Raw genomic sequence first — 16,524 nt, 5'->3', positions numbered from 1 at the left:
ACACGGAAACAGTGAAACAATATATTGAAGAGCAAAGCATTAACGTCAATGCAGGATAAAGGAAAGCCCTTAGCCTTCATCCCTTGTCTAAAGCATAGGTGTGACTTCCTGAGTCAGCCGCACCTTCAAGGGTTTTCGGCATTTTCCTTATAAATTACTATCTTCCATCTATTTTAGCGTGCATTTAGCCTACTCTTAATGAGTCACCTTTATCACCAACTGTATAGGCTATCAAACTAACAAGCAGGGTAAGAAGATGACTTTTTTCTGATCATGACCCGTCAAAATGTCTATAAGCAAAAGTTTGTATAAAATAAATTGTATTTACAAATATAGCAAGCACCAAGGCGGTTATGACATCAATTAACAGTCAAACTCTTGCTACCAAAGGGGTTTTCTCCTGACTCCTGACTCTTGACTCCTGCTATATACTTTACCACCTTACGAGTTTTTTGGTAAGCGTCAAATTCAGTATCTGAAAACCTGAGAGTGTCAATTGCCTGATATGTCATATTTTCGTGACATTATGGTAATTCTTATTGTTAACAACCTTTTTCCTCATTGATTCCACAGGATTTCCACAGGTGATTTTGGACTTTTCCACAGACGTTCTACGATTTAATCAGTCATTGCTGACTTATTGGGGATTGTTAATTGTTCACTACTAACAGGGTGGATAACCGAGTTTTTATAAAGTTATATAACAAAAATATAGTTGTAAGCCTGATTATTTCGTCAAGATTTATTTTTGACTGCTAATTGTTAACATTTCGCAGCATTGACAAATCCACCCCTGGTGAGCGCAGAATAATGAGTCTTAGTTTGATTTCATTCAGCATCTGAATTTTGTGTTCTGGTTTATTTTAATTTCTCCCTACGTCCCTCACAGGGCATGAATCAGCCCTCAATAAAACTGAACACCAATAACTTCTCTTAATTGATCTACAGGAAAATTTTATGAACACCACAGTCCCTATCTTTACGGAAATTCCCGAAACATTACAGGAATCCATGAACAACTACTTAGAAACCCATCCTGATTGGGATCAAACCCGTGTCTTAACAGCGGCTTTATCGTTATTTTTGCTGCAAAATGGTGAGAGCGATCGCCGAGCGGCGCGTGTTTACTTAGAAACTTTATTTCATCAATAATCCATAAAAATACTGGATTAAATTCATAAACCAAGTTTATTTATTTGATCCCACATCTTTATCGCGTGGGATTGGCGGGGGTTTACAGGTGGTAGTCAAATTTTAGGCAGAAGTAGCGCATTCAAATTTGTACCCTACACCACGAATAGTATGAATTAATGTTGATTGAGTAGGATCTATTTCAATTTTCTTACGAATTTGACCGATATGAACATCCACAACCCGCTGATCCCCAACATATTCATAGTCCCAAACTTCTTGAATGAGTTCGGATCGTCGCCAAACTCTAGCTGGATGACTAGCAAGAAAATATAATAAGTCAAATTCCAGCGCAGTTAGGGGAATGGGTTCGCTGTTAATCATTACTTCCCGCCGCATAGAATCAATTGTTAATTTGTCAAAAATTAAGCGTTGCTGTTCGGCATTAGTCACAACTCGCTGCCGCCTTAAAATAGCCCCTACTCTTACCTCCAACTCTCCCAAGCCAAATGGCTTAGTGAGATAGTCATCAGCGCCTTTAGCAAAACCGCGAATTTTATCACCTTCGTCGGTTCTACTCGTCAGGAGTAGTACAAATACGCCACTACGACTCTGCATTTCTTGACAAAGGTTAAAACCAATTACATCCGGCAGATTAACATCTAAAATTACTAAATCGGGATTAAATTGTTCAAACATACTCATACCAGTCTTCCCATCTTCGGCAGATTCAACTTGATAATTTTGTTTGAGCAAAAAGCGTTGGATTAAATTCCGAACCGCAGGATCGTCGTCAACTATAAGAATCTTAGCAACAGCCATAGGGATTACTTTTTATAAAAAGTGCATAGGATTAACAAACATGATTGCGTAGGGACGCAGGTTCTACTTTGGTACTAATTCAAAATTTACAGGGGAGAGCAATGATTATCCTGATTATTTCCATAAAATGTGATTTTTATTATGGATAGGCAAGAGGTAAATATGCTGGTATAGCAAAAGTTATGAGTAATTCAGTCTTTTTGAATTTGTGTGCGGTTGACCCGACTCGTGCTATGATTCTAGTAGATGTATAAAATTGCCTAAGACATATAATTTAGCTTAGACAGTAGAAGCCTCTCACCTACCCGATAGGGAGGTGATAAGATGAATACAATACGCGCGAGTGAGGAATTCCCCAACGAACAAAATTAAGCGCAGCTTAATCAGTGTTGTTGGGCGATGTTAGCAAAGCGGCACGAAGTGCGGAATGAACACTTTCTTGATTTTTTTTCAAATATTTGATATAATTTTCAACAGTAGGTGTAACTCAATTAAATGCACCAAAAGCAGCCTATCAAAATAAAAGCTAATTGTTTGGCTTAACCAAAGAACCGTGTGACACACGGTCTTAAAGCTCAGTTAATGTCTTCATAGAAGAGTCGCGCTCGTTGCCCACACTCACTTGAAAGGGAGTGTGTGGAGTATGTCGCATAGTTACTGATCTAGTTGTTGTCTTTATTTCTATAAAATCTAAAGTTGTTTTTCTGTAAAATAAAAAGTGCCGCTGATTAAGGCTAAAGTAATAACCTCCCATGAGTGATCAAAGTCCCTACGAAAAACTTGGGGTATCGGAAGACGCAAGCTTCGATGAAATCCAGGATGTTCGGAATCGCCTGTTGGAAAAACATGGTGGTGATGGCAGTGTCCGAGAAGTTATTGAAGCCGCTTATGATGCGATTTTAATGGAACGCCTGCGGATGCGCCAAGAAGGTAAGATCAAAGTGCCTGAGCGCATCCGATTTCCAGAAATGCGAGTTCCATCTTCTCCTCAAACAAGTCAGTCTCTTAGTCAGCAGTCTCCTGCATGGCTACAGCGAAGTTTAGATCAGCCCACGTTAACTGATGTCCTGCTACCAGGTGCCTGGTATCTAGGTTTGGGTGCAACGAGTTTGTTGTATCCCGGTAGTGGTGGACAGGTTTTGCAACTGTCCTTGGTAGTTGGGGTCGGTATTGGTATTTACTTTCTCAATCGCAAGGAAGGAAAGTTTGGTAGAGCAGTTTTATTGACGCTGGTGAGTTTAATTGCTGGTTTAATTGCTGGTGGTCTGATTGCTGGCTTGATATTACCATTGCCATTGATCAATATGACGGCGAATCAGTTTTCTACGTTGTTGACTTTTATTTTGCTGTGGTTAGTAAGTAGTTTTTTACGTTAGGTAATGGGTAATTGGTTAACGTGAATTCGATGAACCTCACCCCAACACCTCTCCGTGTTGGAGCTATCGTGTACACACAAGTTAAATTACCCCCCTTAATCCCCCCGATGCTTTGGGGGGAAACCGGAAAAATCAGTTCCCTCCCCTTTGCAAGGGGAGGGTTAGGGAGGGGTCAAAATATTTGATACATGAATCATGACTTTTTAAACACCCTCTTAGGAGAGGTTTACCAGGGGGGTTAAAAATTATTGGTCGAACTCACGTTTGGTTCATTAGACTTCTCCAGTAAAGATTGTAGAGACGTTCCATGGAACGTCTCTACAAGGGTTTCAAACGACGCACATTTAATTTTCGGAGATGTCTATTGCCGATTACCCATTATTTTTGTTTTTACTCGTTGAGGATGAAATTTACAGCGGTTTTTAAGTCGCTCACAATTAGATCAGGTTGATAAGATTCTAGTTGGGTGCGATCGCGGATACCAGATTCAACAGCGATAATTTTAATATTATGTTTTTTGGCGGCGGTAATGTCGGCTTCTGTGTCTCCCACCATCCAACTATCAGCAGCGGGGGGGAGTTCGGCTAAGGCTTTAGCCATTAACAATGGTTTATCTTCGACATCACGGGTTTTTACATAGTCGTTACTTAGACAATAACGGCGATTTTCTGGGAAAAATTGGCTTAAATTATGTTGATTAAAGGCATAGTCTAGTTCTCGCACTCTCCGCATGGTCATTACGGCTAAATCAACACCGGCGGCTTGAACTTGACTGAGTGCGGCTAATGCTGTGGGGACAAGAACATCATGCTGGAAATAAGGGAGGGTGTGGACTGTTTGTTTACGGATTTGGGAAAATTCTTGCCCTTGTTGGGCATCTAAACCTGATTTTAGGGCAATTTGGAGTTCGGGAGTGTGCGATCGCTTGAGTTGCCAAAATTCGGCTTTAGACAGTTCTGTAATTGTTTGTTGAGGATATCGGGTTTTCTCTAGACACAATTGATAAACACGGTAATAGCGTTCCGAAACATCTATGATTGGACCGTCAAAGTCAGTAATTAATCTCAGCATGAGTAGATAATTGGATATAGATCCCCGACTTCTTGGAGAAGTCGGGGATCTGGGTATTACATCAATAATTGTAACTGTGAACCTTGCTGATTTTTACTCACTTCGATTCTGGCTTGGAAGGCTTCTTTGAGGTGGGGCATATGGGTAACAGTAAGTATACAGGCAAAATCAGCGGATATGGCGTTAATGGCGGCAATTAGGCGATCGCATCCTTCCCCATCTTGAGTCCCAAAACCTTCATCTACTACTAATAATTGTAATGATGCTCCTGCTCTTTGTGCCAATAATTTTGCCAGTGCTAAACGAATGGCAAAGTTAATTCTAAAAGCTTCCCCTCCTGAATAAGTTTCATAGGATCTCGTTCCCCTGGCATCAGCAATTAAAATATCTAAAGTATCTATTAATTTGGCATTTTTCTTACTGGATTTGCCACTGCGTCCGGCTTTTTGGGTAATAAATTGGACGTGAAATTGATTCGCACTCAATCGAGAAAGTAGTTGATTGGCTTCTGCTTCCAGTTGAGGTAAAATATTTTCAATCATTAAAGCTTGAATCCCATTTTTGCCGAAAGCTTGGGCTAATTCCTGATACACACGCTGTTGTTGTTTACAATTTTGTAATTGTTGTATTCCTTGTTCATACTGATTTTGTAAAGTTTCCAATTGCAGGGACATTTGTTTTAATTGCCCTAACTGAGATATTTTATTATCTAGTTCCTGTCTGCGGTTTGCTAATTGTTGTTCTAAATTATTAATTTGGGCTGTGGGGTTGGCACTATCAGATAATTGTTTAACAATATTATCAACTTCTTGAGTTAATATTTCTCTTTCTTTCAGGATTCTTTGCAATGAATCTTCTAAATCTTGACTTTTATTAAGTAATTGCGGATATTGTGCTTGTGCTGATAATAATTGTTGATGACGTAATTGCCAAACTTGCCCTTGTCGCACACCTTGACGCAAATAATTATGCTGTTCAGAACTATAGGCAATTTCCGCAATTTGCTGTTCTAAATTAGCAATTTCTTTGGCACAATCAGAATCAGTTTGTCCCTGTTGCAGTTGCCATTGTAATTGAGTAATATTCCCTGTTAATTCTGGCTTTTTAGCTGTTAGTTTTGCTTGGCGTTTTAAGGCATCCTTAATTTGTCCTTGTTTAATTTCTGCCCACCGTAATTTATCCACCTCACTGCGGGCAAGGGCGTGGTCTTGTTCACTATAATTAAGTTGTTGAAGAGATTGATCTAATTGCTGAATTTCTATTTGTTTTTCAGGGGCATAATCACCACTTTCTAAAGAACGTTCTAAATGTTCTTTTTGGGCAATAATTTGTAATAACTGTTGTTGGACATCACTTGTAGCTTCTAACTGTGCGGCTAATTGTCCCCGTTGTTCTCGCAATGAATCATAACCTGATAATTTTTGGGATATTTCTCGATATTCCTGTCGGAGTACCTGAATTTCTCGATCTGAAACTGCAAGTTGTTCCCGCACTACCCAAAATTGTCCTTGGGTATCTTCATATTCTAATTGGGTTTTTTCGATCACTTTACTCCAATGATGTTCATCTAAAGGACGTTCACACAAAGGACAACTAGCATCGGGATTTTGTAACATTTGCAATTTTTGTTCTAGTTCTGCCAACAACCTTTCATAATCTCGTTGGTGGGCTTGCAAACGTTCAATAAAATGTCGTCTTTCCTGTCCTTTTTCCTGGACTCTTTGCAGATAAACACGCTTTTTTTCTAATTCTTCAATTTGCGTGCCTATTTCTATGACTGCTTGTTGTAATTGGGGTTGCCGGTGATGTTGATTTTGCAGTTGTTTTTCTGTGGCTTGCATTTGCTCTAATCGCGCGACTAAACTAGCATGAGTGCGATCTAATTGAGTTTGCAAACTGGCTCTTTGTTGTAATAATGGTGTTACCTGCATTTGCAATTGATCTAAGTTAGTCAAATGCTGACGGGCGGTATTTAATTGTAATATAGCTGTTTCGATATCCCCAGATTTACTCAGGGTTTGATTGATTTCTTGTTCTTGCTGTTCTAAAGCTGCTAATTGAGCTTGGGCTTGTTGTAATTGACGTTCTAAATCTTGAGTTTGTTTATATAGCTGTTGTTGTTTTTGTTGTTTTAAATTGGTAGCGCGGGTATGTTGTTCAAATTTAGCAGCAAAGATTTCTTCTTGAGATTGTAGATTTTGATATTGAGTATAACCGGCTTGAATGTCAGTTTGTTGATTGATAATCTTTTCTAAATCTGCTAGTTGGGATTTTACGGCTATTTGTTCTTGTTGTAGGCGATCGCTATCTTGACTAAGATTATCATATCGTTGCCGCAGAAAATTTAATTGCTGTTCCCAACTTTGTCTTTGATGTTGGATAACCTGTAAACTTTGTAACTGAATATTTTCAAAAGCTTGCACCTGTTGTAGATTATTTAGTTGCGCTTCTAACTCAGTGCGTTGAGTTTCCGTTATTTCCCGTTGTTGGAGTTGAATTTTGATATTTGCTAAAGAATTTTCTAACTCTTCTCCTTGGATTCTATAAAGTTTAGCTTTATCCTTAGCTCGTTCTTCCAACTCATCATACTGATTTAGTTTCAATAACTCTGCTAAAATTTCCTTGCGTTCAGCAGGACGTTTGAGCATAAATTCATCGGCTTTTCCTTGACGCAAATAAGCAGAATTAATAAAAGTCTCATAATCTAGCTTAATATGTTCGAGAATGACATCCTGAGTGGCTTTTAATCCCTTACCCGTCAAAGGACGAAACCCAGTAGGAGTTTCAATTTGAAATTCTAAAATACTAGTTCCACCCCTAACCCGGTTGCGAATCACCCGATAAGTTTGCTGACCACTTTGGAAAGTGAAATCAATTCGGACTTCTTTCGCACCAGCATGAATCACATCATCCTCAACAGTAGCACGGCTTTCACCCCAAATTGCCCAAGTGATAGCTTCTAAAAGGGAAGATTTTCCCGCACCATTAGAACCACAAATGCACGCCGTATGCAAGCCGCTAAAATCTAAACTTGCATCACGGTAACTGAGAAAGTTTTTAATGATAAGTTGGACTGGGATCATTCAGGCTATAGTGCCAAATTTAGAATTTTGATTGTTAACAGTACAGATGCACTTAGTTTTTAGTTTAGTCATGTAATTAGCAGGTTTCTAGTCTTGAAGACATCAATTTTACAAAAATTTACAATATCAAGACAACTTTTTTCAAATGCCATCTGATGCCATCGTCAGATATTCTGTTTTTGTTGATACAATAGGCAATTAATTGTGCTGAAACTATAATCAGACTTAATTCTATGGACTTTGACAAAAAAGCCTTCAGCGAACGTGACATCTGTACTAAATATATTACTCCTGCCATAGTGCAAACAGCAGTTAATAGCCATTACGGGTTGGGGTAAATAAATTTCATGCTGTTATTGATGAATCGTTTCTGGGCGCAGACCCTGCGCCCCTACTTTCTGAATTTTTCATGGTCAGAATCTACTAAGTAATTGGACAAAAATATTTACAGTCATTGCGAGCGAAGGGAAGCAATCGCCAGGGTTGTGATTGCTTCATTTCACTTCGTTCCATATGGCTAACGCCACGCTGCGCTAACGCAATGACATTGTGTAATTAATTCTGTCTCACTACTTAGTACCGTGCGGCGTAAGCGAATGAACTATTTTCAAGCCTTGTAATCAATCAAATTTTCGGAGCTTTTAATGGTCATGTCATTTACGCCAACCTGTACTAAGTAGGTGAACACAATAAAACCAATCTATGTAAAGAAAAGTAAAATCGCCCAAACCCTCTTCACTCTTGCCTCTTGCATGAGTGCCTCTTGCCTTGCCATAACGACGATTTTCAATGCTAACCTACTTAGTGAAGAAACTTATCATATTTCACGCTTAAATTAGTCTTGGATTGAATATTCTCTCTTGAGAAGGATTCTGAAAATATAAAGAATCTATAGGATGGATTATATATTTTACCCTGAGTGAAGTTGGGCTTGGTTTACCCTCCAAGCCTTTTTATTTATTTGCTCGTCCTTCAACCTATTATTTATTGGCTGTCATACCTGGACCTTGTGCTTCTTGTATCATTTCAGGAGAAAGTTCTCGCACTGTGCGAAAGGGAAATAGACGAGTTGAGGAAATTTGAGCGTAGTCGGCAGTCAGAAAAGGAGCATATTGACTAGCTTCAGGAGTTAACTGTGCTGCCATTGCTAGGGTAATACCTTTGAGAAACTTCCGCACATCTTTAGCTTGTTCTCCAACTACTTCTTTGTTCAAGATAGGTGTATTTGATTTCCCCATTTGATATGGGGTCAGACTAGGATCTATAATGCTTAAATGAGAAGCACCAACCACACCCACCAACCACTTTGGGGAGGGAATTTTCGCAAAACCCATAACTTGTTCAGTTAATGCAGGGGTAATTTTATCTGCGGAACTAGAGAGGATTAATGTGGGAATTTGTACTTTTGTTAACCCAGTTTCCCCAAACATTAAAGAGGTGGTAGGATTGAGAGCGATCGCCTGTTTAATTCTCGCATCTCGTAATTGATAGGTTTTTTCTGGTAATGCTTGAGCCACACATTGAAGAGTTTCACCCAAGTTAGCATTAGCTAAGTTTTGCTGACAGCGTTGTTTGAGGGTTTCGATTTGTAATTCGCCCCCAGCTAATGCTAAAGCCGTTCCCCCACCAAAGGAATAACCTACAACCATCACATTGTTAGTTGCTAATTTTCCCCGTAAAGGACTATTCGCAGTTTGGTTAACTTTTTCCAATTCATCAACAATAAAACTAACATCTTTGGGACGGTCTAAAAATTCTTGGGGTTCAACAAGTTGTTTTCTACCTTTACTGACTGCCTTAAAAGTAGTTTCATTACTACCAGGATGTTCCAAAGCACCAACAACATAACCATGAGAAGCCAAATGTTCGGCTAAATAACGCAAGTCAGTCCGCACCGAACCCCAACCATGAGACAAGACAATTACAGGTTTATTTACACTAGCAGCAGTAGAGAAATAAACATCCAGGGGAATTTGTCGTTGACGCTTTTGGTCATTGAAACTTAACTTGAGTGTCTGTACCTGTGCGCTTCCTGCTTGAGTAGGATCTAGAGAAGACGCAACTTTGATATCTTTAGGGTTAACTTGGGGAGAAAGACCAAACATAAACCGCTGAGTGCGGACAAATGCACCATTTAAACTCCCCGCCACAGTTAAAGCCTGGGGTAAATTAATTTCTAGGCGTTTACTGGGATAGGCCGCAATAAAACTTAGTATAGATAAACCCTGTGGAGAATTAGCAGCTAAAACCAATCCCCCTTTCATAGCTTGTAATCCCGATTGATCTCGACGGGTAATAGCTGTAGAGACATCGCTAAGAATTGTAGTCCCAATTTGGGTATTGATTAATCTATCTAAAGTAGCAACATTTATGGGAATTCGGATTTTTAGTCCCTCTACCAAAAAACGACGTTGTTCTTCAGTCATTCTTTTGGTATAAGTTCCCAAACTATCTGGTAATTTGCCAGTTTCCGTAGATTTTTTTAACTCTTCCAAGGATACAGATTCCTCTATGGGTCCATAACGAATCACAACCGTATCTGCTGCGTGGACAGAAGAATTAATTCCAAAAAACGGTGTCAGCGCGACAACACAAAATGCCCCTGTAAATACCTTAAAATTCTTCCAGCTTTTCTCTGTGAACATCTTTATATTGCCCCTCAACTTAGGAGATTCTACCTGATTTTACGTTTTTTATCCTACCCCATTTCTGAATCAGCAACTCCCATAGGTGCAATAGCTAACAGATAGTACACAGAACCCTATCATCAAATAACTATCTGGCGTTGCTGATTAAGGGTATGAATTTTAGTCTCACGCAAAGGCGCAATCACGCTTCGTGATCTCGAAGAGTAGACGCACTGAGGTTTGAGTTTTCAAGGTTCAATTTGGGAATTTCATACCTCAATATGGCTACGCCACGCAGGCTATCAGCAACGCCAACTATCTTAATATCAGTAAGCTTCTCAGGTAAAAGTATAAAAAAGTGTAAAAGTTAGTGCCGTACTACGGTACTAAAAACTAAAGAAGCTGATTACACAGGCTTTTCAGAAGATATTTAATTTTTGTTTGACTCATGCAGTTGTGTTAAAGCTTTTGTCCTGTGTAGATAGAGCGAACTTCACCGTTACGACGAACAATAGCTTCTCCGTTACTAACTTCTACTAGTGTCCAACCTGTAGTACCAATATTTTCACCTAGATTAATTCGGCGACTAATACCATCTACCTTAAACAAAGCCACAGATTTATTACCCAACTCCAATAGTCCCTCTAATTGTGCAGAATAGCTAGGTACTGTAACCTGTTGTGATATATTCTTAGTTTCTTTTACAGGTGCAGGGGGAACAATTGTTGGTAATTGCGGTGGTACGACTTTCATCGGTTGAGGATTAACGGCTGCTGGTTTGAGATTCACCTGTGTTGTTTTGGGTATGGGCTTAATTGCTGGTTGTATAGTATTAATAGTAGGAGAATTATTAGCTGTTAAAGATGAAGGTAAGGTAGGTGGTACTGGGACTGTGGGAACAATTGGTATTTGATATTTGAGTGCGGGAGACTGATAAACTGGAATATATATGCGCTCAACCACATTAGGGGTAGTCAAGCGATTATTAGCAGGTAGCATATTGGTTGCTGCTACAGGTAATGGTGGAGTTTCTGTTAGTTGGGTATTTGGTAAAGGTAAGGCAGTGGTTTGATTCAGATTAACAGTGGGAAATCCTGGTTTAGCAATTGTTTTACCATTGGTTGTCCCTTGTTCTATCACAGTTAAGGCTTCCAACATATAATTTACTAAGTCTAACTGAGGATCTGTGATTACAGATGCAGGTGATGGTGTCTGGTGATTTGGCAAACTTTGGGAAGTTAATTGGGCATTTATTGTATTTAATAAACCAGACTCAGTTAAGTAGACCATACCCAAAGTCCCGACGGTTAGGCTTAATCCCATAAATATTAGTTTACCTAAACCACTGGTTTGTTGTTGTTCAGTAGTTGCAATTGCTTTGATAGATGGATGATTAACTACTAGTGTAGTGGTTTGGACGTTTTTAATGGGTGCAGTAGATTGTAATGGACGATTAAGTTTTGATGGTAAAACCACATCTGGCATTTGAAATGTCATAGTTTGCACGGGGACAGATTCGTTTCTGCCTCTATGATGATTTCGCTTGTTTCGACCATCAAGAATGTTGTCAATATCATGAAAAAGTTCGTCCATTAAGCTTTCAGCATAGGTTTCTATTGTCCAAGGCTCGTTGTTGACGAAATCTATGGCTAAAGACATACTAGTGCTATCGGACACTTCTGAAACAAATAAATCAGTGCTGGATTTGGGTAACATAGGCTTTTTCGGTTGTTAGTTTTCTAAGAGGCAATACTGCTAGATTAAGCATGAAAAGTCATTATATGGTAGGCTGGGTTGTGGAACGTCAGCGTTGCGGAGCAATGGAAGGTTTACGAAGTGTGGCATATCCCTGCGGTAGCGTGCCGGAGGCATCAGCCATAACCCAACATTATCAAGGATTTTGTTGGGTTTCGCGATCGCTCAACCCAACCTTGTATCTTAGAGGTATGTTAGAGGAAGTGGTATCCCGTAATTTTCATCACATTTTTACCCCCCTTAGTCACCTCTTGTAAAGGCTACTGTACACACAAGTTATCGAATTACCATTATTCCTCAAATTACCCCACCCTAACCCTTCCCGATGCTTTGGGGTGGGTAGAAATTATCAAGCTGTTTCTACCCCATTTTTTCCAAATAAGCTCAAGTTCCTTTGCTGGGTACACTAGGTAACTCGCTGTCTTCAATGACTTGTTTTTTGTACTTTCTAAGTCCATACAATCGGCAACTGAAGACATGGATAATGGCAAGGATATCTTCAACCATTTCGATTTCTGGGCTGAGGTTCGTTTGCTTGAGAACTAATATTTGAGTTTGCTGCCTAGCACAGAGCCATGAGATAAGATCGAATCCAAAGCGACAAAGCCGATCTTTGTGGGCAATGACAACAAGTTTGCAAGTGTTTCCGAGAACTCTGTCCAGTAAGGCTTGAAGACCTTTTCGTTTGAAGTTGAGTCCACTGCCGATGTCAGTGATGATTTCTGCGTCAGGGTAACGAGACTGGAGAAACTGAACCTGTTGCTCAAGGTCGTTTTTCTGACTGCGGCTTGAAACTCTGGCATATAGAACAGTGGCTCGCTCGTCTGATGGATTACCATGTCGAACAGGGATAATTGAATCGAGGTTATATCTTCTTTGTCCACCTTGGGTAAAGATGCCTTCGATTTTCCCGTCTTCAAGCCACCTTTCAAGTGTTTTGGTGCTGACTCCCAATCTGGTAGCAGCGACTCTTGGAGGTACATAATTTACTGTCATCGCCAGCCTAAGTTTGTTACTCGTCCTACCATACCACATGATGTCAAGATATGTCTAGTATGTCATGGTAAATTACGTTCTATATTCATCTCCTCCCTATTACCTATTACCCATTCAGGCAAGAGGCAAGAGGGAGAATTTGTTTCCCAATTACCAATTACCAGTTACCAATTACCTATTACCTATTACCGTCTTGTTTTTAGCTAGTTCTAAATATATCAAAAGAGCGTTGATATCGGCTGGGTTAACTCCGCCAATTCTTGCTGCTTGTCCAATGGTGAGGGGTTTAACTTTGTTGAGTTTTTCTCGGGATTCTTTAGATAAAGTCTCAATGGTTGAGTAGTCCAAATCACTAGATAGTTGGCGATTTGCTTGACGGGCAACTTGGTCAATTTGGTTTTGCTGTCTGGCTAAATAACCGGCATATTTGATGTCAATTTCTGCTCCTTCTTTTTCGGCTTGTTTGAGGGCAGGGTTATGAAGTCCGTGGCGTTCTAAATCAAGATAATGAATACCTGAACGACGCAGTAAATCAGCCAGGGTAATAGAACCTCTAATTGCTTCTTGGGTATCGTGAGCGATCGCTTGCCCCACTGCCTCATTCTCTTTTATTCTAGTAACATGAAGGCGTTTTTTCTCCCCTGTAATTTGTTCTTGTTTTTGACTATACAAATCCCAACGTCGGTCATCAATTAAACCTATTTCCCGTCCTAACGGTGTCATGCGGATATCAGCATTGTCGGAACGCAGTAACAACCGATACTCCGACCGACTGGTGAGCATCCGATAAGGTTCGCGTAAATCCTTCGTACACAGGTCATCAATTAACGTGCCAATATAACTTTGTTCACGGGGGAAAATAATCACTTCCTCACCTTTAACAAACCGCGCTGCATTGATTCCCGCTACTATTCCTTGGGCAGCAGCTTCTTCATAACCAGTCGTCCCATTTACCTGTCCGGCACAAAACAACCCTGGGATTTTCTTGGTCATCAACGTGGGAAAACATTGAGTTGCGGGCAAATAATCATACTCTACAGCATAAGCCGGACGCAACATCACACAATTTTCCAAACCAGTCAAACTCCGCAACATCAAAATTTGCAAAGTTTCGGGTAAACCAGTGGAAAAACCTTGAATATACAATTCAGGAATATCTCTTCCTTCCGGTTCAATAAAGATTTGGTGACTTTCCTTATCGGCAAAGCGGACAATCTTATCTTCAATACTCGGACAATAGCGAGGTCCTTTTGCTTCCACCCAACCACCATACACCGGCGACAGGTGCAAATTTTCCCTAATTAAACGATGAGTTTCTTTGGTTGTCCGGGTCATGTGACAAGGCATTTGTTCCCGTTCTACCCACACTTCCGGGTCAAAACTAAACCACCGCACAGCTTCGTCTCCCGGTTGAATTTCCATTTGACTATAATCAACGGAACGCTTATCAACCCGTGCTGGTGTCCCAGTTTTCAGTCTGCCGGTTTCAAATCCCAAACGATTGAGAGTTTGTGTTAACCCTTCCGCTGCAAACTCTCCCGCGCGTCCTGCGGCCATGGATTTATTCCCCACCCAAATTTTACCGCCCAAAAATGTGCCAGTGGTGAGAATGACGGCTTTGCAGTGAAAAGATACGCCAAAATAGGTTTCTAAACCAATAACTTCATTACTATCATTTAAGATTAAATCCGTCACCATGCCTTCCCGAATTGTCAAATTCTCCTGATTTTCGACAATTCCCTTCATTATCGCTGCATATTCCCGCTTATCAGTTTGCGCCCGTAATGCCCATACCGCTGGACCCCGTGAAGAGTTGAGGATGCGTTTTTGTAGGTATGTCCGGTCTGCCATTTTGCCAATTTCCCCACCCAAAGCATCTATTTCATGGGTTAATTGGGACTTAGCAGGACCACCCACTGCGGGGTTACAGGGTTGCCAAGCGATTTTATCTAAATTTAGGGTCAATAGCAGAGTTCGACAACCGAGGCGGGCAGTAGCAAGTGCTGCTTCGCAACCGGCGTGACCTGCACCGACGACAATCACATCATAAGCGTCTCGGAATTCAGCGGAATTGTGCATGGTCATAACCAATTAAGAATTAAAAATTAAAAGTTTAAAAAGCTAGTTACATTCAGTATTTTAGCGTATATTTAGGGGCGATTTCAGTTTTTGCTCTCTCAGTTACAGAAGTAGTAACGAGAGAATTATTGTTTAGTTGTAGCAGATATAAGGTTTATTGAGGGTTGAACTGTAGTAATGGGTAAGAAAATTTACCGGATATTTACAATTAATCAATTTATGGTTATAAATTTTTATTTAAGCTAAAAAGATTAAGTTAAAATACACTGTGTCAAGTTTATTTTTGAAAATATCATTTAGATGTAAAAACATGAAAATTAATCAACTAAGTTATTATGACCATAAAAGACAATGGCGAATTGAGCCAATCCAGTTTTCTGATTTTAATCTTCTAGTAGGTGTTTCTGGTGTTGGTAAAACTAGAATTTTAAAAGCAATACTTGATTTACAAAAAATATCTGAGGGTGAATCACTCAACGGAATTGAATGGGATATACAATTTACTCATGAAAATAATCAATATCATTGGAGTGGTCAGTTTGAGTGTAATATTTCAGCTACTTTAATCTGGGAAGACAGAGAAGATAAATTCACTAATAATAGTAGTTTTCGTATTAAAAATGAGTCTTTATTTAAAAATGGAGAATTAATCATAGACAGAAATGGAAGCGAAATCAAGTTTAAGAATAATACATTACCAATCAAGCTTTCACTAATTCAAAGTGTGGCTAAAATATTAAGTGAAGAACGAGATATATCACCAGTTAGGCATGGCTTAAATAAAATCATTTTTGCTAATGAATTATCAAAATACTCCGAAATTCTTACTAGTTTGATGATTGATCAAGATAGTATTAAGAAACTAACTGATTTCATTCCTGAATATACAGATAAAAATCATAGAAGTAGTATTATTCAAAAATATTATCAATCTAACTTACCAATTCAATCGAAACTAATACTTGCTTTTTACGAAAAAGATCCAATATTTCAAGTAATAAAAGAAAGATTTATCAGTATATTTGAACAAGTAGAAGATATAAAAATAGAAGAAGATGAAGAAGACGAAGATAAAAATGAAGAAAACAATTTTGATATTTTTATTCAAAAAAAAGCTTCTCTAATAATCAAAATAAAAGAAAGAGGAGTAAATCATTGGATTAGTCAAAAATATATATCATCTGGTATGTATAAAACCTTAATACAAATCAGTGAATGTTATTTGACTGCTGAAGGACCTGTGATTTTGATTGATGAATTTGAAAATAGTTTAGGAGTGAATTGTATTGATATTCTAAGTGATTTACTATCTGAAAGTAGGAATTTACAATTTATAATTACCAGTCACCATCCTTATATTATCAATAAAGTTGGAATGGAACATTGGAAAATAGTTACTCGCAAAGGTGGTGTAGTAACTGCTAAAGATGCAAAAGATTTTGGACTAGGTAAATCCAGACACGAAGCATTTATGCAATTGATTAATCTCGATGAATATAATGAAGGTATATCAGCATAATGAATATCTATTTTCTTGTGGAGGGAGATACTGAAGAAAAAGTTTATAAAGCTTGGCTTAAGTAT

At 39.1% G+C, this 16,524-nt stretch carries 11 protein-coding genes; 4 read left to right on the top strand and 7 right to left on the bottom strand.

The features are described 5' to 3' along the window. Window positions 1-957 precede the first annotated feature (957 nt). On the top strand, window positions 958-1,152 hold the full coding sequence (locus FJR37_RS22170) for a DUF2811 domain-containing protein (RefSeq protein WP_027401370.1): 195 nt from the start codon (window positions 958-960) through the stop codon (window positions 1,150-1,152). Window positions 1,153-1,254: 102 nt separating this feature from the next. On the opposite strand, the gene FJR37_RS22165 is transcribed toward FJR37_RS22170, so the two are convergent. After that, the gene (locus FJR37_RS22165) at window positions 1,255-1,953 is read right to left on the bottom strand and encodes a response regulator transcription factor (protein ID WP_168467135.1); all 699 of its coding nucleotides are present in this window, start codon (window positions 1,951-1,953) and stop codon (window positions 1,255-1,257) included. Window positions 1,954-2,705: 752 nt separating this feature from the next. On the opposite strand from FJR37_RS22165, the gene FJR37_RS22160 reads away from it, so the two are divergent. Further along, window positions 2,706-3,329: a CPP1-like family protein gene (locus tag FJR37_RS22160; protein WP_027401372.1), complete on the top strand. Its 624-nt coding sequence runs from the start codon at window positions 2,706-2,708 to the stop codon at window positions 3,327-3,329. Between the two features lie 390 nt (window positions 3,330-3,719). Here the strand turns inward: FJR37_RS22160 and FJR37_RS22155 are convergent, their stop codons facing one another. The 4 genes from FJR37_RS22155 to FJR37_RS22140 all read right to left on the bottom strand — a co-directional run bounded on the left by FJR37_RS22155 (window position 3,720) and on the right by FJR37_RS22140 (window position 11,826). Continuing rightward, a complete protein-coding gene (locus FJR37_RS22155; RefSeq protein WP_039200320.1) occupies window positions 3,720-4,400 on the bottom strand; it encodes an HAD family hydrolase in 681 nt (226 codons plus the stop codon). A 56-nt stretch (window positions 4,401-4,456) separates the two neighbouring features. Further along, entirely contained in the window at window positions 4,457-7,483 is a 3,027-nt protein-coding gene (sbcC, locus tag FJR37_RS22150) for an exonuclease subunit SbcC (RefSeq protein ID WP_168467134.1), read from the bottom strand. Window positions 7,484-8,463: 980 nt separating this feature from the next. Beyond that, complete coding sequence (locus FJR37_RS22145) at window positions 8,464-10,128, bottom strand: alpha/beta hydrolase (protein ID WP_168467133.1); 1,665 nt, start codon at window positions 10,126-10,128, stop codon at window positions 8,464-8,466. 441 nt (window positions 10,129-10,569) lie between these two features. After that, window positions 10,570-11,826 carry a hypothetical protein gene (locus FJR37_RS22140; RefSeq protein WP_168467132.1) on the bottom strand — a complete coding sequence of 419 codons (1,257 nt, stop codon included), beginning with the start codon at window positions 11,824-11,826 and terminating at the stop codon, window positions 10,570-10,572. Window positions 11,827-11,876: 50 nt separating this feature from the next. On the opposite strand from FJR37_RS22140, the gene FJR37_RS22135 reads away from it, so the two are divergent. Then, window positions 11,877-12,122 (top strand): hypothetical protein, encoded by a 246-nt coding sequence (locus FJR37_RS22135; protein ID WP_152608822.1) that lies wholly within the window; start codon window positions 11,877-11,879, stop codon window positions 12,120-12,122. A gap of 127 nt (window positions 12,123-12,249) precedes the next feature. Here the strand turns inward: FJR37_RS22135 and FJR37_RS22130 are convergent, their stop codons facing one another. Then, complete coding sequence (locus tag FJR37_RS22130) at window positions 12,250-12,861, bottom strand: IS607 family transposase (RefSeq protein ID WP_039200326.1); 612 nt, start codon at window positions 12,859-12,861, stop codon at window positions 12,250-12,252. A gap of 171 nt (window positions 12,862-13,032) precedes the next feature. Beyond that, entirely contained in the window at window positions 13,033-14,946 is a 1,914-nt protein-coding gene (gene mnmG, locus FJR37_RS22125) for a tRNA uridine-5-carboxymethylaminomethyl(34) synthesis enzyme MnmG (RefSeq protein ID WP_168467131.1), read from the bottom strand. Window positions 14,947-15,250: 304 nt separating this feature from the next. On the opposite strand from mnmG, the gene FJR37_RS22120 reads away from it, so the two are divergent. Continuing rightward, window positions 15,251-16,459, top strand: coding sequence for an AAA family ATPase (locus FJR37_RS22120; protein ID WP_168467130.1), 1,209 nt, complete (start codon window positions 15,251-15,253; stop codon window positions 16,457-16,459). Window positions 16,460-16,524: the final 65 nt, after the last annotated feature.

It is taken from the genome of Aphanizomenon sp. UHCC 0183 (assembly GCF_009712065.1).
Lineage (GTDB): Bacteria > Cyanobacteriota > Cyanobacteriia > Cyanobacteriales > Nostocaceae > Dolichospermum > Dolichospermum heterosporum.
This window is presented reverse-complemented; position numbering and strand designations above follow the sequence as displayed.